This is a genomic window from Bartonella sp. A1379B, assembly GCF_002022485.1.
GTDB lineage: Bacteria > Pseudomonadota > Alphaproteobacteria > Rhizobiales > Rhizobiaceae > Bartonella > Bartonella rochalimae.
Genome location: NZ_CP019780.1, coordinates 502,613 through 527,667, shown reverse-complemented (window position 1 = coordinate 527,667; position 25,055 = coordinate 502,613). Strand labels below are relative to the sequence as shown.

Below are 25,055 nucleotides of genomic sequence, written 5' to 3'. Positions count from 1 at the left end.
AGCTTTAATTGATTATTGCTAAATGTTCACGAAACCATCTGCATTCGTTAGCAGAATTGGATTAAAAGGGTTCTTTATGTCTCGCTCTATTTCTCTTTCTTTTCCTGATGGCTCAAAGCGCGATTACCAAACAGAAACAACTGGTTTAGAATTAGCTGAATCTATTTCTAAGTCTCTTGCAAAAAAAGCAGTTGCTTATAGTCTTAATGGAGTTATTAGAGATCTTTCAGACCCATTAGAACAATCTGGACAAGTAGAAATCATCACCCGCGATGATCCACGCGCACTTGAATTGATACGCCACGATTGCGCGCATGTTTTAGCTGAAGCAGTACAAGAGCTTTTTCCGGAAACACAAGTGACAATCGGCCCTGTTATTGAAAATGGTTTTTATTATGATTTTGCACGTAAGCAACCTTTTACATTAGATGATCTGACTACTATTGAAAAAAAAATGCGTGAAATTATTCAACGCAATAAACCTTTTAGAAAAGAAATTTGGTCTCGTGAAAAAGCTAAAAAGATCTTTTCTGAAAAAAATGAACTCTATAAAGTCGAGCTTATTGATGCTATCCCTGATGATCAAGATTTGAAAGTCTATTATCAGGGCGACTGGTTTGATCTTTGCCGTGGCCCCCATATGCAATCTACTGGCCAAATTGGTAATGCATTTAAATTGATGAAAGTTGCAGGCGCTTATTGGCGTGGTGATGCCAATAATCCTATGTTAACGAGAATTTATGGTACAGCATTTACTAATGAAAATGACTTAAAAGCCTATCTTCATATGCTAGAAGAAGCCGAAAAACGGGATCATCGCCGTTTAGGACGAGAAATGGATTTATTCCACTTTCAGGAAGAAAGCCCAGGAATGATTTTTTGGCACCCAAAAGGTTGGAAAATGTTCCAAAATTTGATCAGTTACATGCGTCGTCGTCTCGACAATCATAAATATGCTGAAGTTCAGGCACCACAAGTTCTTGATAAGTCACTCTGGGAAATATCAGGTCACTGGGGATGGTATAAAGAAAATATGTTTAAAACAATTCCAGCTGCCGATGACTGGAATGATGAATATACTTACGCTCTAAAACCAATGAATTGTCCCGGCCATGTACAGATCTTTAAACACGGTTTAAAATCCTATCGTGATTTACCCGTTAGACTAGCTGAGTTTGGCCTTGTTCATCGTTACGAGCCTTCAGGTTCTTTACATGGACTTATGCGAGTACGTAGTTTTACACAAGATGATGCACATATTTTTTGTACTGAAGAACAATTAGCTGATGAATGCCTTAGTATCAATGATTTGATTTTATCAACCTACGCAGATTTTGGTTTTAAAGAAATCAGTCTTAAGCTCTCAACGCGACCAGAAAAACGTGTTGGCTCAGATGAATTATGGGACCATGCTGAAAATATCATGACATCTGTTCTTAAAACTATTGAAGAAAAATCTTCAGGATGTGTTAAAATAAGCATTCTTCCTGGTGAAGGTGCATTTTATGGACCCAAATTTGAATATACACTAACAGATGCTATTGGCCGCGAGTGGCAATGTGGAACGACACAAGTAGATTTTAATCTACCTGAACGCTTTGGAGCATTTTACATTGATAAGGATTCAGAAAAACGCCAACCTGTTATGATCCACCGAGCTATTTTTGGTTCAATGGAGCGTTTTCTAGGTATATTAATTGAGAACTTTGCTGGTCACATACCATTCTGGCTTGCACCTCAACAGATTGTTGTGGCGACGATTACGTCCGATGCGAATGAATATGCAAAAAAAATAACAGAAAAACTCAAAGCTCTTGGTCTTTCAGTAAAACTAGATTCCCGCAACGAGAAAATTAACTACAAAATACGCGAACACTCTTTACAAAAAGTTCCTGTAATTTTGGTATGTGGCAAACAGGAAGCTCAAACAAATAGTGTTAATATGCGCCGTTTAGGAAGTATAGAGCAAACCTTTTTACCTATAGAAAAAGTATTTGCGCAATTGCTAGATGAAGCAACACCACCAGATTTACGTTGTTAATCAACGCTTAATATCATAAAATAAAAATACTATATAATAGGTTGTTATTATCGAGCTTTGTCAAGAATACGTTTGCACTCAATTAACTCAAAGAGCACTTCCTGTAATAAGGCTTTATCAGTTTTATCTCGATAATTATTTATAGTCCCCAAAGTAGATTCTCCCTCATTCTTCATAAAACCCAAAAGCCCAAATGCTATTTTTTTTGGCTTAGCTGGCACAGATTCAGATTCTTGTTCTGCACATTTTTTTTCTATTAAAATATTCATAGCATTAAGATCACCTTTGCCAAGGTCAACAACAAAAGAAGCCCCCTTCTCTTTTAAAATACGTTGCACACCTTTTATAGTATAACCTTGTCCGTAAAGTAATTGTTTTATACCATTGAGCAAATCGATATCATTAGGGCGATAATAACGACGCCCCCCCCACGCTTCAATGGTTTAATCTGAGGAAACCTTGTTTCCCAGAATCTTAATACATGCTGTGGAATCCCCAATAAATCAGCTACTTCACTAATTGTGCGAAAAGCATCGGGGCTTTTATCCATTTTATAATACCTCACCTAAAATTATATCAATATTTTACAGTTACTGATCAACTTCATACTGAGACTAATCACAATATAAAATCTCTCCAATAAGAAACTCTTCGCTTAAAATATAAGAGAAAAGAGTCTAAATAAATGTAAAACTCTTTAACAAAGAACAAACATCTTAATATTGTCTATTAATATAAAATTATTTTTTCTTTGCGCGATGCGTATCCAAAATTCTTTTCTTGAGCACATTTGCAGCCTTGAATGTTACCACACGCCGTGGTGGAATCGATGCTTCAACGCCTGTTTTTGGATTGCGTCCAACTCGTTCACTTTTATCACGAACTTGAAAAGTTGCAAAAGAAGATAATTTAACCATTTCACCTCTGACGAGTGAATTGCATATTTCATCCAAGACTAACTCAACTAAATCGGCTGATTCAGTATGTGACAAGCCCACTTTTCTGCAAACCGCGCCAGCCAAATCTGCACGTGTTACTGTCTTACTTGTCATTATTCACCTATTAAATATTAAAAATTACAAAGAAATTTATACATTTCATTTAAATATCGTCAAGCTGCTATAGCTTACCAGCGGATAAGAATTGCTCCCCATGTAAAACCTCCACCCATAGCCTCTAGCATAATAAGATCTCCTTTTTTAATCCTTCCATCTTGAACAGCAGTCGCTAAAGCTAACGGTACCGATCCTGCAGATGTATTACCATGCTGATCAATAGTAATAACAATCTGATCTTTGGTGATTCCTAGCTTTTTAGCTGATGCTTCAATAATACGTCTATTAGCTTGATGAGGTACAAACCAATCTAATTGAGAAGGTTTCATCCCAACTGCTGCAAAACAATCATCAACTACATCAGTTATCATACTAACTGCATGTTTAAAAACTTCCCGTCCATCCATGCGTAAATAACCTGTTGTTTGTGTTGTTGAAGGGCCACCATCAACATACAACTTATCTACATATTCACCATCAGAACGCAATTTAGCCGATAATATACCAGAATCAGCGGAAGTGCCTTCAAATTCTTGCGCTTCTAAAATAGCTGCACCTGAACCATCGCCAAATAAAACACATGTTGTACGATCTTGCCAATCTAAAATTCGAGAAAATGTGTCAGATCCAATCACCAAAATCCTTTTTGCTACTCCACAGCGCAAATAAGCATCTCCCGTTACCAATGCAAAAATAAAACCAGAACAAACAGCTTGAATATCAAAAGCAAAGCCATGTTTCATTCCCAAAGCATGCTGAATTTCAACAGCAGAAGCAGGAAAAGTACGGTTAGGTGTTGAAGTTGCTAAAATAATACAATCAATATCCTTCACCGTCATACCAGCATTTTTCAAAGCGTCTTGTGCAGCTTGTACTCCTAAAGAAACAGTAGTTTCATTACTATCAGCAATATAACGTTGACGAATTCCTGTGCGTTGAACAATCCACGAATCAGATGTTTCAACCAACTTTGTAATCTCATCATTCGATACGTTTTTTTTTGGTAAGGCACTTCCCACACTACACAGAACTGATCGAATCATGTTGCCTTAACCTTCTCCTCTATACTGCAAATATCTATCATACTACCTCCATATTTGTCCCAGCTTCACCTTCATTACCTAAAAATAATTCTTTGCTTTCATGAAAGAGGCGTAAATCCGTAGCTATTTCTTTTAAGAGCCCATTACTTACCATTTCATAACCAACACGAATAGCAGAAGCGAAACCATTAGCATTAGCACTACCATGGCTTTTGATAACAACACCATTTAAACCTAAAAGGACACCACCATTAAACCTATTTGGATCCATTTTATGTTTTAATTTACGAAAAGCACTTCGTGATAAAAAATACCCAATATATGAAAAAATAGAACTACGCATAGCAATATTTAAGGTTTCAGCCATCTGCTGAGCAGTTCCTTCTGCAACTTTTAAAGCAATATTACCGGAAAATCCCTCAGTGACAACAACATCAACGATTCCTTTTCCAATATCATTTCCTTCAACAAATCCCTTATATTCTAAACTATCTAATTGTACTTTACGTAACATCATCCCCGCTTTTTTTATTGCATCCAAGCCTTTGACTTCTTCAACCCCCACATTTAATAAACCAACGCTTGGCTTTTCAATATGATATAAAGCACGGAACATTCCAGCACCCATAACTGCTAAATCAACCAATTGACTAGCAGATGCTCCAATTGTTGCGCCAATGTCCAAAACAATACTTTCACTACGAAGAGTTGGCCAAATACCAGCAATACCAGGACGTTCAGCTTTTGCCATCATTTTTAAACAAAAATAAGACATTGCCATGAGAGCACCAGTATTACCAGCAGAAACGCAAGAATCAGCTTTGCCATTTTTTACGGACTCAATCGCATGCCACATTGATGATTTCCCACGCCCATTACGAAGTGCTTGGCTAGGTTTTTCATCCATACGCGTATAACCTTCCGTAGGATAAAAACAGGACACAGCAACCAAATGAGGGTATTTTTTTAAAATCGGTTCAACAACTTTATCTATCCCATAAAACAAAAAATGAATATTTGGCAAATATTTCTGAGCAATTGCAGCTCCTGCAAGAGTAATTTCTGGACCATAATCACCACCCATTACATCCACAGCAATTTTAATCACGCTTGTTTACCCTATATCTTTAAATTTAAATTGCGACGGTTTGCTATTAACAATTATAAAAATCATCGCTACAATTTCTTTCCAGAAGATACTGTTTTTATACAAGTATACAACAGATAATTTATATGTTTACAATCACTTCCACTCTTTTAAAACAAAAAATGGTGACGAATTTTGTTTAATTTTTTCTAAATTTTTGATCGTATCTAGATTAACGCCTTTTTTACGTGGATATTGATTAATTGATAATTCTAAAAATTCTTCCATAACTGCACCAATATCAATTTTATCTCCACAAAACACTTCTGGTATATCTGATCCTTCCACATCTAAAAATAATTCACCCGTACCCTCTGATATTTTAGGCTTAACTAAATTTGAGTCTTCAGGAACAAAAACAATGTTAATATTTTCACGAATAATATCTTCTAGCGGCTCTAATGTAATAACGCACGATTGTATTATATGTGCTTGTAATAAACCTTTTACACGTACTCCACGTTTTTTCCATGGTAAAATACAAAATTCTCCCTCAAAAAATTTTACATCAACTAAACCGTGATTCTTAGCTAAAGATGCACATTCCTGCTGATCTGCACAAATATGAACTTTTATTCCTTTTGTAAGTTTTGTAGGTAATGAGCGCACTGATACTGGATAAGTTAAAGCAAATTCCATTTGAGAAATATTTGAAATAGTCATTAGCGACTCCAAAATATAAAAAAGAATATATTATACTGCACCTTCTGTTTGACCAGATTATATTTTATGAATTTTTTTCTTTTCTAAAGAAACTCTATATGGCATTATAATCAAGAAAAGTCATCGTAAGATATGGTGAATAATCATTAAATCAAAAATTTAAGAAAGACTTGAGATCACCTTTTCATCATATATTACTAAGTGTAAAATGGAGATATCATTGTTTCAAATACCCCACATAGTAAACACTAAACGCAAATTACTGATGAGCCTCTCAATAGTAAGTATAATGGGAATAGCAGGTTGCAATCCACTTAGTTATTTAAACTCAAGTCAAATATATAATTCCCTTAATTCAAGCCAAATATATAAAGAAGGTTATATTCTTGATCAAAATGCTCTTGATTCTATCTCTATTGGCTCAAGTCAAGAGCAAGTTCTTTTAGCTTTAGGATCTCCTTCTCTGAAAACGCAATATAATAATGAAGTTTTCTATTATATTTCACAAACTCGATACCGAAAAATGCAATTTATGAAAACCAAAATTACTGATCGCAAAGTTTTGGCAATCTACTTTAACAAAGATCGTCAAGTTACAAAAATAGCTAACTACGGTTTACAAGATGGGAAAATTTTTGATTTTATCACACAAACAACACCAACTGGTGGTAATGATCAACCATTTTTAATTCAACTTATCAAGGGTGCTCCAGACCCTACTGATGATCCAGTTATTAACCGCTAGTTTTTAATGTTCAATTAAAATCCCGATAATATCGGGATTTTTTGACAAGTTTATTGGCACATTTCCTTTGCTATACTGTCAAGGACTGCGTTTACAAGCCTTGGTTCATCATTGTCAAAGAAAGCCTTAGCTATATCAATATATTCATTCAGAATGACAGCAATAGGCACACCTTTGCGGTTGATTAATTCCCATAAACCCGCACGCAAAATTGCTCGTAATGTAGAATCAAGACGTGAAAGCGCCCATTCTTCAGAAAGTTGTTGATGAAGCATAGGATCAAGTTGCTTTTGATCTCTTACAACTCCAACAATAATAGAGCGAAACCATTGAAAATCAGCATCAAGATATTGGTTACCGTCAATATCTTTTCCTAAACGATAAGCCTTATATTCAGCTATTACTTCCATAGCACCAATGCCAACCATATCCATTTGATAAAGCGCTTGTACAGCAGCGAGTCTTGCTGCCCCTCGTTTATTAGCTAAGCGTAGAGAGTCCTTGCCTTTTACATCATCCATATTTAATGATTATCTCCAAATTTTTTCTTTAGAGCAATCATACATAAAGCGGCTTTAGCAGCAAAACCACCTTTATTTTTTTCATCATTTCTTACACGTTCCCATGCTTGTAATTCATTTTCAACAGTCAAAATTCCATTGCCAATAGCTAATTGTTGATAAACGGTTAAATCCATCAATGCGCGACAAGAATTATCAGCTACGATTTCAAAATGATATGTTTCTCCCCGAATAACACAACCAAGCGCTATATAACCATCGTAGTATATTTCATTATTTTTTTCAGCTAGAGTTATTGCACAAGGAATTTCTAATGCGCCAGGAACTGTTATGATATCATAACTCACTTCAGCTTTTTGCAAAACACTCACCGCACCCGCAAGAAGAGAATCGGAAATTTCATCATAAAAACGCGCTTCAACAATTAAAACACGCAACTTTTTATGCCTATTTCTTGTCATGTGGCTCCTATCAGAAAAACAAAGGAACTTGAAATTATTGTAATCTCAAGTTTTAAAAAAAACAAAACAATTTTACGACTTATTCATTTTAAAATCTGAAAGTCTAGCTACATAACGAGCCAATTGATCAACTTCCAAGTTCACCTGATCTCCAACATCAGCTTGCCCCCAAGTTGTCATTTCAAGTGTATGACGAATAATAAGAACATCAAAAATATTATTTTCAACATAATTAACAGTCAATGATGTTCCGTTAAGTGCAATAGAACCTTTTTCTGCAATAAATGAAGCTAATTGCATTGGAACCTGCAAACGAAAACGAGTTGCACCACCTTCATTTTTTTTCTCAATAATCTCAGCCAGGCCATCGATATGGCCAAAAACTAAATGTCCTCCCATTTCGTCACCAAGTCGTAGTGAGCGCTCTAAATTAATAAGAGTTCCTTTTGTCCATTGTGCAAGATTAGTTAAACGCAATGCCTCTTCCCATGCTTCAACAATAAACCAATGAGAATCTGTAGGTTTTAATGCGCGTTCAACAATTGTTAAACAAATACCTGAACATGCAATTGATGCACCTATTTCTAAACTCTCCACATCATAATGAGTAGAAATATTTAAACGCATTCCCTGTTTTAAAGGTTGAATATCTTCAATGCAACCAACATCCGTTACGATCCCTGTGAACATAATATCTTACGTCTCCATTTATACAAACGATCATTCCCCAACATTCTCATTTCAACTTTATTAAATTCTGAAAGATAAGATTGAAAATGAGGAGCCTTAATTCGATCTTTCCCTAAAATAATCGGCGCATAAAAACATATTAAACAATCTACACAACCGGCATCTAAAAATATTTTTCCTGTCTTTGCTCCTCCCTCAAGTAAAACACTATTGATTTTACGCTGATAAAGTAACTGTAAAATAGCAAAAGGTGATAACAAATTATTGTTAGTATCCACTGAACATATGGTTATACCACATTGTTCTAAAGCTATTTTTTTTCTTTTTTTCAAAGAACCTGTATTACAAATAACCCATGTAGGGATATTCGCTGCTGTTTGAACGACTTTCGCATCAAGAGGAATGCGTAAATCTTTATCCAAAATAACACGTATAGGTGAACGCATTTCAAGTCCTGGCAAACGACAATCTAATTGTGGATCATCTGCTAATATAGTGCCAATACCAACCATAATAACATTATTTTGGGCACGCAAAATATGAGTTTGTGTACGAGAAATTTCTCCACTAACCCTTACACTCCCTTGCCCTTTTTTGCCTATGCCATTATCTGCAGAAATAGCCATTTTCAAAGTAACTTCACAGCGCTGCAACTTCTTTACACATAAATAAGCACTTAATGTTTCAAAAGCCTCTTCAGCTAAAACCCCTTCAACAACTTCAATACCTGCTGCACGTAAGAGAGCAATACCACAACCATAAACTCGCTGATCCGGATCAGAAAGAGCAATGACAACTCGAGTAATACCTGAATTAATAAGTGCATTAACACATGGTGAAGTTTCTCCATAGTGTGAACATGGCTCTAAAGTAACGTAAGCAGTCGCGCCACAAGCCAAAGGGCCTGCCATAAGTAAAGCTTGCACTTCAGCATGAGGTCTCCCCTGAATAGCAGTTACGCCATAACCAACAATAGACGCACCTGCCCCTTTATTTTGTACAATTAACGCACCGACAGAAGGATTTTCACCCGTAAGACCAATATGACGTTCTGCCAAACGAATAGCAGCAGCCATAAATCGCTTATCTTGTTCTGCTTTATTCATCAAAACCAGATTCTATATCTGTTGTGTCTTTTGATAATTCATCTATCACATTATGAAAATCACTTGCGTTACGGAAATCACGATATACAGAAGCGAAACGAATATAAGCGATATCATCAATACCTTTTAAAGATTCCAGTACAAGATGACCAATTTTTTCTGAAGAAATCTCAGGTTCTCCTAAACTCTCAAGCTGTCGCACGATACCGGAAATTGCCTGTTCAATATGCTCAGAATCAATATCACGTTTACGTATTGCTAGATTAACCGACCGCATTAATTTATCACGATCGAACAACTCACACCGACCACTTTTTTTGAGAACAAAAAGCTCACGTAGCTGGACACGTTCAAAAGTTGTAAAACGACCACCACAAACGGAACATACACGCCGACGACGGATGACTGTTGCCTCTTCCGTAGGACGTGAATCCTTAACCTGTGTATTTTCACATTGGCAATAAGGGCACCGCATCTTTTTTATACCTCAACAAGAACTCAAATAAGAATAAAGAGGAAATTCACTTGTCATATCATGTACCTTCTTTTTGACAGCTCTTTCAACTGAAGTATTCTCTCCATCATTTCGTGCCAAGCTAAGATTATCAAGAACCTCTGCAATAAAATTTCCAATCTGAGTAAACTCACGTTCTGAAAAACCACGTGTTGTTGCAGCAGGTGTACCCAAACGAATCCCTGAAGTTATTGATGGTTTCTCGGGATCAAAGGGAATACTATTTTTGTTGCAAATAATATTAGCACGGCCCAAAGCTTGTTCTGCACTCTTTCCTGTTATATTTTTAGAACGCAAATCGACTAAAAATAAATGATTATCTGTACCACCAGAAACAATATTAAAACCATTATTTTTTAAGCTTTCTGCTAAAGTTTTAGCATTAATAACTACATTAGCAATATAGTCTTTAAAAGCAGGTTGCAAAGCCTCTCCCAATGCAACAGCCTTAGCTGCAATAACATGCATTAAAGGGCCACCTTGAAGACCTGGAAAAACTGCCATGTTAATTTTTTTGGCTAAGGCTTCATCATTTGTCAATATCATACCACCACGGGGACCACGCAACGATTTATGCGTTGTTGTAGTGACAACATGAGCATATGGTACAGGTGAAGGATGAGCATTTCCAGCAACTAAACCTGCAATATGAGCCATATCAACCATCAAATACGCTCCAATTTCATCTGCAATTTCACGGAACAATTTCCAATTCCATAAGCGTGAATAGGCTGTGCCACCTGCTAAAATAAGCTTTGGTTTATGCTTTTTTGCTAAACGCCCTATTTCCTCCATATCCAGAAGCTGATCTTCTTGACGAACACCATAAGAAACAACATTAAACCATTTGCCTGACATATTAACAGATGAACCATGGGTGAGATGGCCACCAGAATTCAAATCCAGCCCCATAAATGTATCACCAGGCTGGAGCAGAGCTAAAAATACAGCCTGATTCATTTGGCTACCAGAATTAGGCTGCACATTTACAAAAGCTGCACCAAAAAGCTTTTTTGCTCGCTCAATTGCTAATTCTTCAACTAAATCAACAAAATGACAACCACCATAATAACGCTTTCCTGGATAACCTTCTGCATACTTATTGGTTAAAATTGATCCCTGAACTTCAAGAACTGCCCTTGAAACAATATTTTCTGAGGCGATCAATTCAATCTCATGGCGCTGCCGTCCAAGCTCACCACTGATTGCATCAAAAACCACAGAATCAGTAACTTGTAAACTATCATTAAAAAAACACTTCCGCAGATCATTTGCTTGCTTGGTCATAAACATGTCCTAATATTAGAAATTAAAGTAATAGAAGGTAACACAGCAAATCTTATAGATAAAATCTTTTAAATTTAATTTCAAAAACTGTAAATACAGCAAAAGTTCAGTCTATATCTTTATTTTTGTAATAATAAAATCCTATCTTCAAAAAAATAAATGACAAACAAATTACATTCTAAAACTTATATTACGTAATGTTATTATACTCTTTTCAAACAAGAAAATAATAAGCTTGCAGTTCTAAAATATCCAATTATTTAATTGAATAGAATATTAAAAATGGGATCTAACAGTAAAAATTAAATTTAAGGATAATAGATGGCAACAAAAATTTTTATTGATGGTGAACATGGAACAACCGGACTGCAAATACAAAAGCGATTGGCGAAACGTTCTGATTTAGAATTGCTATCTATCCCTCACAAAGATCGCCATAAGCTTGATTCTCGAAAAGACTACCTTAATCAAGCTGACATTGTTATTTTATGCCTTCCAGATGAAGCCGCACAGGAAACTGTTAACCTCCTTAAAAATAATAAAAAAATTAGAATTATTGATAGCTCAACAGCGCATCGCACTGCTGCAGACTGGGTTTATGGCTTTCCTGAAATGACAACAGGACAAAAAAAACGTATCCAAGAAGCGCACTATGTTGCAAATCCTGGATGTTATCCAACCGGCGCAATTAGTTTGATTCGGCCATTACGTGAAGCAGGTTTAATAGACTCTGATTACCCAATATCAATTAATGCTATATCTGGCTACACAGGCGGTGGCAAACAATTAATTGCTCAAATGGAAGATCAATCTAAAAAAGATTCTCTGAAAGAAAACTATTTTATTTATGGTCTAAATCTTAATCATAAACATATTCCCGAAATCAAAATTCATGGGCAAATTAGCCAAACACCTATTTTTGTGCCAAGTGTTGGCCGTTTTCCTCAAGGAATGATTGTTAATATTCCCCTACATCACACCTTATTTACAAAATCAGTTAACTGTTCTGATCTTCGTGAAATTTTTCATGTTCATTACAATAAACAAAATACAATATCTATTGCATCACAAGAAGAAACCGAAATACTAACCAAACTAAACCCAGAATCCTTAGCACATAAAGATAGTATGAAACTTTTTGTTTTTGGCAATGACAATGACGGTATTTTCAATCTTTGCTCTATATTTGATAATCTCGGAAAAGGAGCATCCGGATCTGCTGTTCAAAATCTTGATTTAATGCTTTCAGGCTGAAATTTTTTTTAAAAGTTCTTATTTAAGAACAAGATATGGCCCCTTTGTAGCCCGCCAATGAACAACTGAAAAACACAATACTGCTAAAGCAATACTTTGATGAATAAGGCCCCAACTAATTGGCACTTCATTTAACAATGTAATAATACCCAAAAATGCCTGAAAAACTATGATAACAAATAACAAAAATGCACGACGAGCATGCGTTGAGTGAGGATTTCTTTTGCTTACATACAAAACGTGAATAATCGCCATAATAAATAAAAAATAAGCAAAAAAACGATGTACAAATTGCACTGTTAAAGGATTTTCAAATAAACTGAGCCAAACGGGACTATAGTTCAGCAATCCATCAGGTATAATTTGTCCATCCATTAATGGCCATGTATTATAAACCTTGCCTGCATGAAGACCTGCAACTAAAGCACCAAAATAAATCTCAACTAAAATGCAAAAAACAAGCCAACCTGCAAAACGTTGTACAGTTTGATCTGCCGGTTGTTCTGAATATTCTGTAAGACCTCGAGATAAATAAGTAACAAAAATAATCACAAAGCATGCCGTTATTAGATGAATCGCTAAACGATATTGACTAACGCTTGTTAAATTACTTGACCCTAAACCAGAAGCTACCATCCACCAGCCAATAACACCTTGAACAGCAATAAGAACTGGTACGGATACAAGCTGAAGAAGAATATTTTTTTCGATACGCTTAGTTGCCCAAAACCAAATTAAACCGCACAAAGCTAAAAGACCAACCAAACGACCAAGAAAACGATGACCCCATTCCCACCAAAAAATCACTTTAAATGCATTTAAAGTCATATCACGATTGAGTACTTTATACTGTGCTATCTGTTGATATTTTAAGAACTCTTCCTGCCATTGTTCTACACTAATCGGTGGAATTACACCATAAATCGGCTTCCATTCAGTTATTGATAACCCAGATCCTGTCAAACGAGTAGCTCCGCCTATTAAAACAATCGCTAAACAAAGCAATAAAATAGCATAAAGCCATATCTGTATTTGTTTTCGATTTTGTTTCTGTAGTGGCGTCAAAACTATGTCATTCAACCTTTTTATTGTCATTTCTGATTATCTCCAGTTTATCTACAACTACAAAAATGCCCTATAAAACACCAAAGCCCTGCTATAAGATATAATTAGCGCTGTTTTTGCACATTACAACTATGAATTGATACAATAAATATTCTTTGAGAATTTATATATCGTCTGCACTATCCAATTATGTTTACAAAGTAGAACACCACAAACATAATAATCTGTCAATTCTGCAATTTCTTCAAATCTATATTGAGGCTCAACAGTCATCTCTAAAATAATAAAATCATAATCTTTTTTAAGTTCTTGTAATATAATTAAGGGTAGCATTTGAATTTTTTTTGCGCGCTCAGCAATTCATTGTCCCCCACGGAAAAATATCAACTCCCGTATCATAATCACGATAAATAACATCATGCAATTGCTGACATTCTTTTAAAACATCACCCCTGAACATGAGCTCATCGCTTTTTCTATTTGTTGCCAAGAAATATCTACCAACAAGATTATTTTATATTCCTTGATAAGAAGAGATAATTTTTCTGCTATTCTTGCAACTTCTGGTCAGATGATTGAAAAAACTGTTGAAACACATAATTTAAGCAAACTGATAATTTTTTATTACACTCAAAATTTAAGAGCTTCTTTTTGCCTTAAATCAGAAGTACTATCATTGCTTTTAAAACTTTCTTTCTCTAAGTGTTTTTTGTTACAGAATATTTTTGCAGTAATAGCCCTTCTCCACAAGTGATAAGGATTGAGATTGCTCCTTCACAAAAGTATTAATTTTCTCTCTTAACTGTGTTTTAAAGCTTTCTGCAATGATCCCATCCCAATGAATTTGATCAACAATCTGGGAAATTTTACTTTCTAACTGAGCAAAAAGTTCCTCTATTTCTACCAATCATTACCTTGATTTGACGCAGCCATTAAGCCTAATTGTAAAGCCATATGAGCTTTTTATGTATTCAAAAATCAAGTTTAGTCTTTATAGCTATAACAACAGAATTATCCATTATAAATTAAAGATAATAGAGATTGTTCTTGTTGATACATGATTTTAATAGAAACAATAGATGAATGAAATGTCTTTAAGATATGAAAAGTGTATTTTTATCGTATTTGATCTCGCTTCATGATTTTTTCAGAAAAGTTAGAAAATCAGGTTTCTAAGCCCTGTCAGGTATCTTCAACAGTTTTGCTTCAAAAGAAAGATCAATAAAATCACCTTCGCGTAATAATTGGATATTTTTATAAACTCTTTCACGTCTATATCATAGAAAATTATTCTATCAGAACTTGAATAATTTAGAAAAACCGGTTGAGAAAATAGTAATGGGATAATATTATTTTGTTTATCAGTCGATAATCGATAATAGTATTCTATCAGAAGCGCATAATATAAATGTTAATATTGCTTGGTAAGGTTTTGGATAAACAAAATTCACAATACACAATGTATCGTTATTAAAAAAGCAATAAGAGTTTTTTGCTACATTATGCGCACTAACAATTTTTTATCGTATTTAAAGATTCATTTTTATTTTAACCAGAAAAATATATTACTCTCTTTTATTTAAGAGATAATAGGAACACTCCTCTTAACTACAGCCTATATTCGTTCAAGATAAGAAAATATAAAAACTTTTTATTTACGATAACTTTAGTACATATTTTGTTTTATATAATTCAATCGTTTTCTTGCCTCAGCAGTAAGCATTGCTTTAATAGTAATAGAGCCATCATCGTTGCTTTTTTGTTCTATTTGACCAGAGTTCTTATAGAACCAATCAATAATCCTCATTTCATCAGGCTTTAAAATCAACTCAACACTCTGTATATCCCCAAAAATCTTCTTTTCAATAAATGCTAACAATTGACTTAAACCTTTACCAGTAAGGGCTGATATCATCAGTGCAGAATTTAACATTTTTTTTGAATTTGTCTGCAAAACGCCCAATGCGTGTTGATCCAACGTATCAATTTTATTCCAAATTTCCACGATATGATCCGTGTCATTAATATCAACACCAAGATCTGAAAGTATTTCAAAAACATCTTGAGCGTGAGCGTAATGATCAGGATCGGATACATCTCTTACATGAAGAATTAAATCAGCTTCTATCACTTCTTCAAGGGTTGCTCTAAAAGCTGCAATTAAATGTGTTGGTAAATTAGATATAAAACCTACAGTATCGGATAAAAGAACTGTTTGCCCATGAGGTAGAACAATTTTACGTAAAGTGGGATCAAGAGTTGCAAATAGCATATCCTCTGCCAATACATTAGAATCACTTAAATGGTTAAAAAGTGTTGACTTCCCCGCATTTGTGTATCCTACCAAAGCAATAACAGGATGAGGTATCCTTTTTCTTTTAGCTCTGTGAAGAGCACGTGTTTTAACAACAGTTTCTAATTCGCGACGAATACTAATAATTTTATTTTGCAAAAGACGTCTATCTGCTTCAATTTGAGTTTCACCAGGACCACCCAAAAAGCCAGTACCACCACGTTGCCTCTCCAAATGTGTCCAACTACGAACAAGCCTACTTTTTTGATAAGATAAATGAGCCAATTCTACTTGTAGGACCCCTTCCTTTGTTCGCGCCCGATCACCAAAAATTTCAAGAATCAAAGCTGTTCTATCAATAACCTTACAATTCCATAATTTTTCCAAATTACGCTGCTGCACTGGTGTTAGAAAATGATCAACAATCGAAAGCATAATATGATGCTCATTTATATAATGAGCAAATTCATTCGCCTTACCTATCCTAAACAAAGTTGAAGAACATGGCTTAGCAATATTGATAATTTCATAATGAACAACATTCAATTTAATAGCACGTGCTAATCCTAACGCTTCTCTTATTCGAGAATCTACTGAGCGTTCATTGAAAGTCTTTTTCTGCTTGTATCCATCAGAACAGATCGGTACAAAAATAGCAACACGCATCTGCTGCTCAATCTGTGAAATAAACTTCCCAGATTTCTTATTTTTACATATCATGACAACTTAAAAATTATAAAAAGGATAAAAGATATACAATACTGTAGGCTGTTTACTGATCATCTTCATTTTCGAACAGCTGTACAGATTGCCCGGGCATAATTGTAGAAATAGCATGTTTATAGACTAACTGCACATGCCCATCACGGCGTAGAAGGATACAAAAGCTGTCAAATGATGCAACAATACCTGTCAGCTTAACACCATTTACAAGAAAAATTGTAAGAGAAATTTTTTGCTTACAAACTGTATTTAAAAAAATATCTTGCAGGTGTTGTGATCGTTCTGCCATTATTTTTACACCTTGTGTTGTGAAATGCATAAATATTTATCACAATATTTTTTAATATATATTGACTGAAAGTACTAACTTGTCAATGTATCGGTACTAAAAATTTTATAAGATATTATCTTATATTACATCGAATATAATATTTATGAATTATGAGCATAAATATTAGCAAATTCAGATACAAAGTATGATAACTTTTTAGCACTTACTTGGCGTTAATAAATATTATTTAAAGATTCACTTTACTATTTTTCAATAAAATTTTCAGTAAAAATACGATATTTTTTAACTGAAAGAATAACAACCATGTTTATTTTATAAGGAATAAACGATTAGACTATCTAATTTAGAAATATAGTACTTTGATTATGTCTTCTTATTATAAAAGAAATTAATGTGCTTCAGAAATTTCTCCTCAATACAAATATCGCATTATAATATTATTTTTTGTATATCGACATACTCATTACATTTTGCAACAATCTCTAGAACATTATTTTAAATACAATTTCTATTAAATTGCTCCCAATTAAATGCGCTAAATTTGTAATATTTTCTATCAATTTAAATTATCTATAGATAGTTCCATTACAGTTATAATTTTATATGATATTGTTTTTAATATGTTTTTTATTGTTTTTGAGCATAAAACAAAAGCCGCGTTAACTTTATCTTGATAAGTTTTTAAATTTTTCCTTAAACATATTCCTTTCTAAACAATTAACGGTTAGTATATAGAAATATCTGGATAAGGGCGTATTCCTTTTCCATCTGTAAGAGTATGAGGCGAGTATGGCACGCAGAACCAAATTGCAAACATTTGAAATCGAAGTCGAAGAAGCTCTTGAAAAAGCAATGAACTTTGACTTTGATAACGCAGAGATCGAAGAAATAATATCAAGTGACTCTGAAAATCTAATTAATGTAGATGATTTGATTCAAAAAATTGCAACTTCAGAAGAAGAAATCCTTTCTGAAAATGAAACTTCAGTTCTCACCTCATCTAATATTCATGATAATGCTGTTGTTGATGAATCAGTTGCTGAATTACTTTTTGGTCAAAAACCGATTCATGAGCTTTCAGGTGGAACTGTACGTGATACACTATTACCTACACAACCTCTCCCTGCTAATGATGATATAACAGTACCTTTCAATTTCAAATCATTAAAACAAAATGGTGCTTCTCGAATTTATTGGAGCACGACAGCTCTCAGTGCTCTATGGGCAACAGGTGGTGCTTTTATTGCTCATAAACTAGCTCCTTCTGGTCTAAGCTCTTTAGCAAATATAATTACTTTTATTACATCCCCCCTCGGATTAGCTGTAGCGGCAGGAACTACAATTCCTATCCTTATGTCTTGGGGAGTTACCCAACTTATAAAACGTTCAAATGAATTGCGTAATATTGCCATTCTTATGACCAATGCTGCACAACGCCTTAGCGAACCACAGAACATTTCTGAAAAACAAGCAATTGCTATAAGTCAAACTCTTCGTAAAGAAGTAGCTGCGATGAATGAAGGAATCGAACGCACCCTCGGCCGTGCTGTTGAACTCGAAGCTATCATTCAAAGTGAAGTTCATAATCTTGAACGAGCCTATTCTGAAAATGAATCACGTATTTATACCTTAATTAAGGAGTTAAATAATGAACGTACAGCAATCTTGAATCATGCTGATCGCGTACAAACAGTAATCAAAGGAACACAAGAGCAACTGAGTGATGAATTTGACTTAGCTACTTCCAAAATTGCAACCAATGTTGAGAAACTTGCGCAAACTCTTACCCAAACCTTACAACAACAAGGGGAAGATCTTGTTAAAAAGCTCTCTTACGCAGGTGATGGTGTAACAAATCAACTCTTTGAACAATTTAATGAAACAACATTACAAGTTCAGCAGAAAAATACAGAATTTTTTCATGTATTAGGAAAAACCTTTGATACTTTTGCAGAGCGTTTTGATAATAATGAAAAACAATTAGAAAAAACTTTCGATGAAACAGCTGCTAAAGCTGAATTGCATATTGCTAAGCTTGCAACGCGTATACAAACTGCAACAGACCAAACTTTATATAGTGTTGATGAGAAATTTAAAACATTAGATGAAGCAATTATTGACCGTAATAATCAATCATTACAAGATTTTGATGAAAAAATTAAGCAGCTTGATCAACAAGCATATAAACTCTCTTCTAAATTTGATAATATCACCTCAGAAGCAATTGAAGCGTTTGGAAATCGCCTAGTAAACGTTGACTTATCTCTTAAAGAACACAGTGATACCATTATCGAATCCTTCGTTGCACGTAGTAAAGAATTAGAAAACAACGCTGAAAAGCTTGGTAACTTTCTGGAAGCTCATGCCTCTCAAATCAACGTAAATCTTAAAGAAATAACTACTGATATTAGTAATGTATTTACAAACGGACATGATCAGATTTTTTCTGCAGTTGATGCAAGCAAAAAAGTTTTACAAGAAGAAATCAAAAATGTCGATAATGCAATTATAGACATAATAAATGAGCGCTCGCAAGACTTCAAAACACAAATCGCTAATCAAAGAGATGTCATGGCGAGCATGTTGGACAGCGAAAACAATAAAATTGCTGACACATTAAAAGATCAAATTGATGTATTGACCAAAAATGTTTCAGATGTTGAAAAGACGTTGAGTCAAAATATTCAAATTGTTGATCAACATGCTAAAGATCATGCTAATAACATAATTCAGTGTACAGAAAAACTACAAGAATCCATCACACAAAGCTGTGATACAACTAAAAATGCTTTAGAAGAACAAATTAAAAATATTGATATACGTGCCGATGCTCTTCGTGATTCCTTAGCTATCAATAGTTTTGCTCTTAATGAAGTCCTTGCAGATCAAGCGCGCACACTTGAGCAACGTATGGAAACAATTCATAATATCATCGCTAAAAGCGATATACATGTTGATATGGCATTAAAACAACAAGCAGACTTAGTCGAAAATGCAATTACTAATAATAACAAAGCCGTTACTGAAACCGTTCAAAACCATATAAAAAATCTTGAAGGACATACTGATCTCCTTAAGAACACTCTTTCTCAATCACATGATGTATTCCTTGATACTCTTCAGACACGCGTAGGATTATTCGACGAAAATTTGGAAAGTCGTGCACGTCAAGTTTTTGAACGTGCCGCTACATTGGAAGAAACGTTATCCGAAAAACTTGAGAAAGTATGTGAAACCATCGACATGCAAACATCTACTTTTGAAGAACGATCCAATAACCTAAAAAAATCTATAGTCCTTAATAATGAACATAATCAAGCAATCCAAAAAGCACTAGAAGAAAGCGCAGATAACATACGTCTCTCATTAGAAAATTCTGTTGATACAGTTACAGATAACGTACAAGAGAAGTTTACCAATATTTCTGAAAAATTAGTATCAATAATAGCTAATGAAACAGAAAAGTCAGAGGCTTCTCTTGCTACTGCTGGTAATCAATTTATTTCATCTTTTGCTGATGTTGTTATCAAAGCAACAAATATTATCTCAGAATCTAGTAACCGTATTGCATTGAATGTTGAACAAACGGTCAATGAAACTAGTGAGAAAGTCATTTCTGCTCTAACTGAGCAGACAGCTCACACTGCAAATGCCTTCACAACAGTAAGTAATAATGCGCAAGCATTGATTAATGAAACAATTCATGCTTCAGCAGAAGCAGTTAATCAATTACTCAGTGAACGTTCTAATGTTCTTCATCAATCGATGTTAGATTTTCAAAATAATTTAAGTCATCAATTAGCTAATGTAAACAATCGCTTAGAAGAAGCAAAAGATGAAACATCCGCGAAAATTTCAGGACATATGGAACAATTAACAGAATTAACAGATTATTTGAATCAAACAGTATACAATACAACTGAAACGGTTAGTAACTTAACCCAGCAAATTGGTGAACAGCTCTCGCTTTCAACACAAGAAGTTGAACAAAGAATTTATGCACAAAATGAATCCTTAGTGAATACTCTTACACAAAAAAATTCCGAAACTATTCAAACTATGGCTACTGTACAAGAAGATCTTATTAAGAATGTGTCAGGTGTCATCGAGCAATTGAACCAATCCATTTATAATATTCATGAAAACAGTAACATTTTGATATCAACGGTTCAAAGCCTTGACGGTCAGTTGAATGAAACTGCTAATAATTTCTTCCATAATACCAATCAAGTAGCAGAATACTTATCAACGTCAAATCAAGAGCTCAATAGCAATGTAGAGACGTTACAAGGACTTTCTCAAAATACATTTGAACAAATTAGTCATATAACAAACAATTTTGGTGAACATGCTAAAACGCTTTCTGAAGCTATTCGCGTTCTTGAGCAATCAGAAAACACACTTAATATAACACTCCAAGAAAAGCAAAATGCACTTTCCGTATTAAGCAATGCCCTTATTTCGAAATCTGATGAGGTTAATCAACTTATAAAACATTACGAAAATGTTCTTAGCTTAACATTTGAACGTGCTGATGAAAATACACGTAACTCGACACATTTAATGCAACGAACACTTCATGAATTGATTAATGAAGCTTCAACACGTTTTTCAGATGCTGCAGAAAATATACGCTTTTCAGCCAATGAAATTCGCTCAGAACTTTCAAAAGTTAATAATGATTTTAATGAAAGTATTCAAAAATTACCAGAAAAAGCGAAAGAAACAACACAGACAATTCGACATGCCTTAAGTGAACAAATTGTAGCACTAAAAGACTTAACGAATATTATGCACAATACTGAAAAAGAACAATCAACACCAACAATATCCCCATCGTTAATGTCAAATAGTGCAACTTCTGGAGTCAATAAAAAAATAGTGCCACCACAGCCTATTGTACAATCAGGACAACACAAAACAAAACAAAACAAATGGGTATCAGACCTTTTAGAAAGAGTCTCACATGAAGAAATATTATACTCAGAAAAAGATAATAATTTCTCTTCCTCACCAGAAAAAGAAAAGTCTGATTCTATGAATGAATCCCTGAACTCACTAGTAAATAGTATTGTTCAAACCATTAATCATAATGCTGCTGTCGAGTTATGGAATCGTTATAAACGTGGACAAAAAAATATCATAGCTGAACATCTTTATACACCGAATGGAAAAATAATATTTGAAACAATTAGAAAAAAATATCTAAATGATATAGATTTTAAAGATTCAGTTAATCAGTATATTTCAGAGTTTGAAAAATTATTACGTGATATATCTCGCAATTCTGGAAATACCCATTTAGCCCGCCAATATTTAACATCAGATACTGGAAAAGTTTATACTATGCTTGCTCATGTAAGTGGACGAATTCAATAAAATAAAAAGAAAGGTGAAAAAGTTTTTCTTTTTCGCCTTTTTTCTTTTTAATTTTATCTATTATATATAATTATATTATACTTTTACTGAAAGCATAATCTATTTAAAATTGTAAAAATTATAGAAATTCTGTCAGAAGGACAAAATAATACTACTAATATTAGTGAACCTATTAATTAATATACTCTCAGAAAGTGGTTTCGTAATCTGGAAAAATTAACCTACCCTTACCTTGTGATATGAAAAGAAATCAGAACCTGTAATGGATAAAACTGATTATAAATAGCAACGCTTCTATAAATATAGACTAACTCGGATATTATCAAAATGTCTAAAAAACAAAATAGCAATACTCGTCTGCAACAAACTGAACTTGAAAGCGCAGCACTTTTTTATCACCAACATACGAAACCTGGAAAACTAGAGATACAAGCAACAAAGCCTTTAGATAATCAACGTGATCTAGCGCTTGCTTATTCTCCAGGTGTTGCTGCGCCATGTCTTGCGATTTACGATGATCCAAAACTTGCATCTCAGTATACTTCTCGTTCTAACTTAGTCGCTGTTATAACAAATGGAACTGCCGTTCTTGGCTTAGGAAATATTGGCCCACTCGCCTCTAAACCGGTTATGGAAGGAAAAGCTGTTCTATTTAAAAAATTTGCAAATATTGATGTTTTTGATATCGAACTTGATGCACCCGATATCACAAAAATGATAGAAACTGTATCTGCATTAGAACCGACATTTGGTGGAATTAATCTTGAAGATATTAAAGCTCCAGAATGCTTTGAAATTGAAGAACAACTTCGTGCTAAAATGAATATTCCGGTTTTCCATGATGATCAACATGGAACTGCTATTATTGTTTGTGCAGCGGTGTTAAACGCTTTAAGTCTTGCTAACAAAAAAATTGAAAATGCAAAAATAGTTTCCTCAGGTGCAGGCGCAGCTGCCTTGGCTTGTATTAACCTTTTAGTCCGTCTTGGAGCAAAAGTAGAAAATATTTGGCTTAGCGATTTAGATGGTGTCGTGTACAAGGGTCGCAAAACACTTATGGATCGTTGGAAAATTAACTACGCACAAAAAACTGATGCGAGAACTCTAGCCGACATCATAGAGAATGCAGATATCTTTTTAGGCCTTTCAGCAGCTGGAGTTTTGAAACCTGAATATTTAAAAAAGATGGCTTCAAAGCCTTTAATTCTAGCACTTGCCAACCCAAAACCGGAAATTATGCCAGAAGAAGCAAGTGCAGTACGACCCGATGCGATGATCTGCACAGGGCGTTCCGATTATCCTAATCAGGTTAATAATGTCCTTTGTTTTCCTTATATTTTTCGTGGTGCATTAGATGTTGGTGCAACTGCAATTAATGAAGAAATGAAAATGGCCGCAGTTCATGCGATTGCTGCCCTCGCCCGTGAAGAATCTTCAGATGTCGCAGCATGTGCATATTCAAAAAAGCCACCTAGTTTTGGGCCTGAATACCTCATTCCTTCGCCTTTCGATCCGCGTTTAATACTACGCATTGCCCCTGCTGTCGCCAAAGCAGCAATGGAATCGGGTGTGGCAGTACGGCCGATTGAAGACATGGAGGTCTATAATGATACTCTTAATCGTTTTGTATTCCGTTCTGGTCTTATAATGAAGCCTGTTTTTGCAGCAGCCAAAACAGCAAGATGTAAACGTGTAATCTATGCTGACGGTGAAGATGAACGTGTTCTTCGTGCCGCACAAATTGTTCTTGAAGAACAAACAGCTATTCCTCTTCTTATTGGTCGTCCACATGTGGTAGAAACAAGATTAAAACGCTTTGGTTTAAAAATTCGTCCCGGCATAGATTTTGAAATCACAAATCCAGAAAATGATCCACGTTTTCGTGACTATGTCAATTTATTTCTACATTATACAGGCAGATGTGGAGTTTCACCTGAAGTTGCGAAAACAATCGTAAGAACATCAACTACAGCTATTGCAGCTCTTGCAGTTATGCGTGGTGAAGCTGATGCAATGATTTGTGGTCTAGAAGGACGTTTCGAACGTAATCTTGAATTAATTGAACAAATCATTGGGCTTAATCCAAATGTTAATCATTTTTCTGCCGTTAGTCTCCTTATCTCTACACGTGGTACTCTTTTTCTAACGGATACTTACGTTAATGAAAATCCTTCTGCGGAAGAAGTAGCAGAAATGACAATCCTAGCAGCGCAAGAAATTGAAGCATTTGGTATAAAACCAAAAGCAGCTTTATTATCACACTCAAATTTTGGTTCCAAAAATACAGCAAGCGCGCGCAAAATGCGTCGTGCTACCGAAATCCTTGCTGAATTATATCCAAATTTGGAAGCAGATGGGGAAATGCATGGTGACTCTGCACTTTCCAAAATTCTTCGTGATCGTGTTTTCCCTGCTTCACGCCTTACAAGCGAAGCTAATTTGCTAGTCTTTCCAACACTTGATGCAGCCAATATCACGCTTAATATCGCAAAAAATTTAACAAATGCACTGCATGTAGGCCCTATTTTGATTGGAGCTGCACGTCCCGCACACATTCTAACACCTTCAGTAACTTCACGGGGTGTTGTCAACATGACAGCTCTAGCAGTCCTTGCTGCAAATAGAAAAAATCTTACAATAAAACAAATGAAAACAAAAGATTCTCATGTAGATAAAACTTAAAAGTCTCCTGTAGAAACACTTTAGAAACCAAGCTAAATTTATTGTAAATTCATTTTCAATATTGAAAAGGCAATTCTATTTTGGATTAAGCCTT

At 34.6% G+C, this 25,055-nt stretch carries 18 protein-coding genes and 1 pseudogene; 5 read left to right on the top strand and 14 right to left on the bottom strand.

Features of this window, described 5'->3' with window-relative positions:
* The first annotated feature begins 76 nt into the window (after window positions 1-76).
* Window positions 77-2,041: a threonine--tRNA ligase gene (thrS, locus tag BA1379B_RS02225; protein WP_078673712.1), complete on the top strand. Its 1,965-nt coding sequence runs from the start codon at window positions 77-79 to the stop codon at window positions 2,039-2,041.
* 47 nt (window positions 2,042-2,088) lie between these two features.
* On the opposite strand, the pseudogene BA1379B_RS02220 reads toward thrS, so the two are convergent.
* The 5 genes and pseudogenes from BA1379B_RS02220 to BA1379B_RS02200 form a co-directional block, all read right to left on the bottom strand.
* Window positions 2,089-2,591: pseudogene (locus BA1379B_RS02220) on the bottom strand (MerR family transcriptional regulator).
* A gap of 190 nt (window positions 2,592-2,781) precedes the next feature.
* Window positions 2,782-3,093: an integration host factor subunit alpha gene (locus tag BA1379B_RS02215; protein WP_035005927.1), complete on the bottom strand. Its 312-nt coding sequence runs from the start codon at window positions 3,091-3,093 to the stop codon at window positions 2,782-2,784.
* Window positions 3,094-3,167: 74 nt separating this feature from the next.
* Window positions 3,168-4,139 carry a beta-ketoacyl-ACP synthase III gene (locus BA1379B_RS02210; RefSeq protein WP_035005929.1) on the bottom strand — a complete coding sequence of 324 codons (972 nt, stop codon included), beginning with the start codon at window positions 4,137-4,139 and terminating at the stop codon, window positions 3,168-3,170.
* Between the two features lie 37 nt (window positions 4,140-4,176).
* A complete protein-coding gene (plsX, locus tag BA1379B_RS02205; protein WP_078692341.1) occupies window positions 4,177-5,247 on the bottom strand; it encodes a phosphate acyltransferase PlsX in 1,071 nt (356 codons plus the stop codon).
* 135 nt (window positions 5,248-5,382) lie between these two features.
* The gene (locus tag BA1379B_RS02200; protein WP_035005933.1) at window positions 5,383-5,949 is read right to left on the bottom strand and encodes a YceD family protein; all 567 of its coding nucleotides are present in this window, start codon (window positions 5,947-5,949) and stop codon (window positions 5,383-5,385) included.
* 229 nt (window positions 5,950-6,178) lie between these two features.
* Here BA1379B_RS02200 and BA1379B_RS02195 point away from each other — a divergent pair, with 229 nt between their 5' ends.
* The gene (locus BA1379B_RS02195) at window positions 6,179-6,694 is read left to right on the top strand and encodes an outer membrane protein assembly factor BamE (RefSeq protein ID WP_035006680.1); all 516 of its coding nucleotides are present in this window, start codon (window positions 6,179-6,181) and stop codon (window positions 6,692-6,694) included.
* A gap of 50 nt (window positions 6,695-6,744) precedes the next feature.
* Here BA1379B_RS02195 and nusB read toward each other — a convergent pair whose 3' ends face one another.
* The 6 genes from nusB to glyA form a co-directional block, all read right to left on the bottom strand.
* Window positions 6,745-7,215 (bottom strand): transcription antitermination factor NusB, encoded by a 471-nt coding sequence (gene nusB / locus BA1379B_RS02190; protein WP_078673710.1) that lies wholly within the window; start codon window positions 7,213-7,215, stop codon window positions 6,745-6,747.
* Between the two features lie 2 nt (window positions 7,216-7,217).
* On the bottom strand, window positions 7,218-7,676 hold the full coding sequence (locus tag BA1379B_RS02185) for a 6,7-dimethyl-8-ribityllumazine synthase (RefSeq protein WP_035005936.1): 459 nt from the start codon (window positions 7,674-7,676) through the stop codon (window positions 7,218-7,220).
* 72 nt (window positions 7,677-7,748) lie between these two features.
* Complete coding sequence (locus tag BA1379B_RS02180) at window positions 7,749-8,366, bottom strand: riboflavin synthase (RefSeq protein WP_078673709.1); 618 nt, start codon at window positions 8,364-8,366, stop codon at window positions 7,749-7,751.
* Entirely contained in the window at window positions 8,348-9,472 is a 1,125-nt protein-coding gene (ribD, locus tag BA1379B_RS02175) for a bifunctional diaminohydroxyphosphoribosylaminopyrimidine deaminase/5-amino-6-(5-phosphoribosylamino)uracil reductase RibD (protein ID WP_078673708.1), read from the bottom strand. The genes BA1379B_RS02180 and ribD overlap by 19 nt, the downstream gene beginning before the upstream one ends.
* Window positions 9,465-9,947, bottom strand: a complete 483-nt coding sequence (gene nrdR / locus BA1379B_RS02170) for a transcriptional regulator NrdR (RefSeq protein ID WP_078692340.1) — start codon at window positions 9,945-9,947, stop codon at window positions 9,465-9,467. Before nrdR ends, ribD begins: the two co-directional genes overlap by 8 nt.
* A gap of 12 nt (window positions 9,948-9,959) precedes the next feature.
* On the bottom strand, window positions 9,960-11,273 hold the full coding sequence (gene glyA / locus BA1379B_RS02165) for a serine hydroxymethyltransferase (RefSeq protein ID WP_078692339.1): 1,314 nt from the start codon (window positions 11,271-11,273) through the stop codon (window positions 9,960-9,962).
* Window positions 11,274-11,594: 321 nt separating this feature from the next.
* Here glyA and argC point away from each other — a divergent pair, with 321 nt between their 5' ends.
* Complete coding sequence (argC, locus tag BA1379B_RS02160) at window positions 11,595-12,527, top strand: N-acetyl-gamma-glutamyl-phosphate reductase (protein ID WP_078692338.1); 933 nt, start codon at window positions 11,595-11,597, stop codon at window positions 12,525-12,527.
* An 18-nt stretch (window positions 12,528-12,545) separates the two neighbouring features.
* Here argC and BA1379B_RS02155 read toward each other — a convergent pair whose 3' ends face one another.
* The 3 genes from BA1379B_RS02155 to hfq form a co-directional block, all read right to left on the bottom strand.
* Window positions 12,546-13,622 (bottom strand): COX15/CtaA family protein, encoded by a 1,077-nt coding sequence (locus BA1379B_RS02155; RefSeq protein ID WP_078692337.1) that lies wholly within the window; start codon window positions 13,620-13,622, stop codon window positions 12,546-12,548.
* 1,636 nt (window positions 13,623-15,258) lie between these two features.
* Complete coding sequence (gene hflX / locus BA1379B_RS02140; RefSeq protein WP_078692336.1) at window positions 15,259-16,605, bottom strand: GTPase HflX; 1,347 nt, start codon at window positions 16,603-16,605, stop codon at window positions 15,259-15,261.
* Between the two features lie 52 nt (window positions 16,606-16,657).
* Window positions 16,658-16,897 carry an RNA chaperone Hfq gene (gene hfq / locus BA1379B_RS02135; RefSeq protein ID WP_035005952.1) on the bottom strand — a complete coding sequence of 80 codons (240 nt, stop codon included), beginning with the start codon at window positions 16,895-16,897 and terminating at the stop codon, window positions 16,658-16,660.
* A 792-nt stretch (window positions 16,898-17,689) separates the two neighbouring features.
* Here hfq and BA1379B_RS02130 point away from each other — a divergent pair.
* Together BA1379B_RS02130 and BA1379B_RS02125 are read left to right on the top strand one after the other, a co-directional pair.
* The gene (locus BA1379B_RS02130) at window positions 17,690-22,279 is read left to right on the top strand and encodes a hypothetical protein (protein WP_078692335.1); all 4,590 of its coding nucleotides are present in this window, start codon (window positions 17,690-17,692) and stop codon (window positions 22,277-22,279) included.
* Window positions 22,280-22,606: 327 nt separating this feature from the next.
* On the top strand, window positions 22,607-24,961 hold the full coding sequence (locus tag BA1379B_RS02125) for an NADP-dependent malic enzyme (protein WP_035005955.1): 2,355 nt from the start codon (window positions 22,607-22,609) through the stop codon (window positions 24,959-24,961).
* Window positions 24,962-25,055 lie beyond the last annotated feature (94 nt).

Coding starts and splice junctions, on each gene's coding strand:
- ribD (WP_078673708.1), bottom strand. CDS start 9,472: ATGAATAAAGCAGAACAAGATAAGCGATTTATGGCTGCTGCTATTCGT.
- BA1379B_RS02130 (WP_078692335.1), top strand. CDS start 17,690: ATGGCACGCAGAACCAAATTGCAAACATTTGAAATCGAAGTCGAAGAA.
- hflX (WP_078692336.1), bottom strand. CDS start 16,605: ATGATATGTAAAAATAAGAAATCTGGGAAGTTTATTTCACAGATTGAG.
- BA1379B_RS02180 (WP_078673709.1), bottom strand. CDS start 8,366: ATGTTCACAGGGATCGTAACGGATGTTGGTTGCATTGAAGATATTCAA.
- argC (WP_078692338.1), top strand. CDS start 11,595: ATGGCAACAAAAATTTTTATTGATGGTGAACATGGAACAACCGGACTG.
- nusB (WP_078673710.1), bottom strand. CDS start 7,215: ATGGATGATGTAAAAGGCAAGGACTCTCTACGCTTAGCTAATAAACGA.
- glyA (WP_078692339.1), bottom strand. CDS start 11,273: ATGACCAAGCAAGCAAATGATCTGCGGAAGTGTTTTTTTAATGATAGT.
- hfq (WP_035005952.1), bottom strand. CDS start 16,897: ATGGCAGAACGATCACAACACCTGCAAGATATTTTTTTAAATACAGTT.
- BA1379B_RS02125 (WP_035005955.1), top strand. CDS start 22,607: ATGTCTAAAAAACAAAATAGCAATACTCGTCTGCAACAAACTGAACTT.
- BA1379B_RS02185 (WP_035005936.1), bottom strand. CDS start 7,676: ATGACAAGAAATAGGCATAAAAAGTTGCGTGTTTTAATTGTTGAAGCG.
- BA1379B_RS02200 (WP_035005933.1), bottom strand. CDS start 5,949: ATGACTATTTCAAATATTTCTCAAATGGAATTTGCTTTAACTTATCCA.
- BA1379B_RS02155 (WP_078692337.1), bottom strand. CDS start 13,622: ATGACAATAAAAAGGTTGAATGACATAGTTTTGACGCCACTACAGAAA.
- BA1379B_RS02210 (WP_035005929.1), bottom strand. CDS start 4,139: ATGATTCGATCAGTTCTGTGTAGTGTGGGAAGTGCCTTACCAAAAAAA.
- thrS (WP_078673712.1), top strand. CDS start 77: ATGTCTCGCTCTATTTCTCTTTCTTTTCCTGATGGCTCAAAGCGCGAT.
- BA1379B_RS02215 (WP_035005927.1), bottom strand. CDS start 3,093: ATGACAAGTAAGACAGTAACACGTGCAGATTTGGCTGGCGCGGTTTGC.
- nrdR (WP_078692340.1), bottom strand. CDS start 9,947: ATGCGGTGCCCTTATTGCCAATGTGAAAATACACAGGTTAAGGATTCA.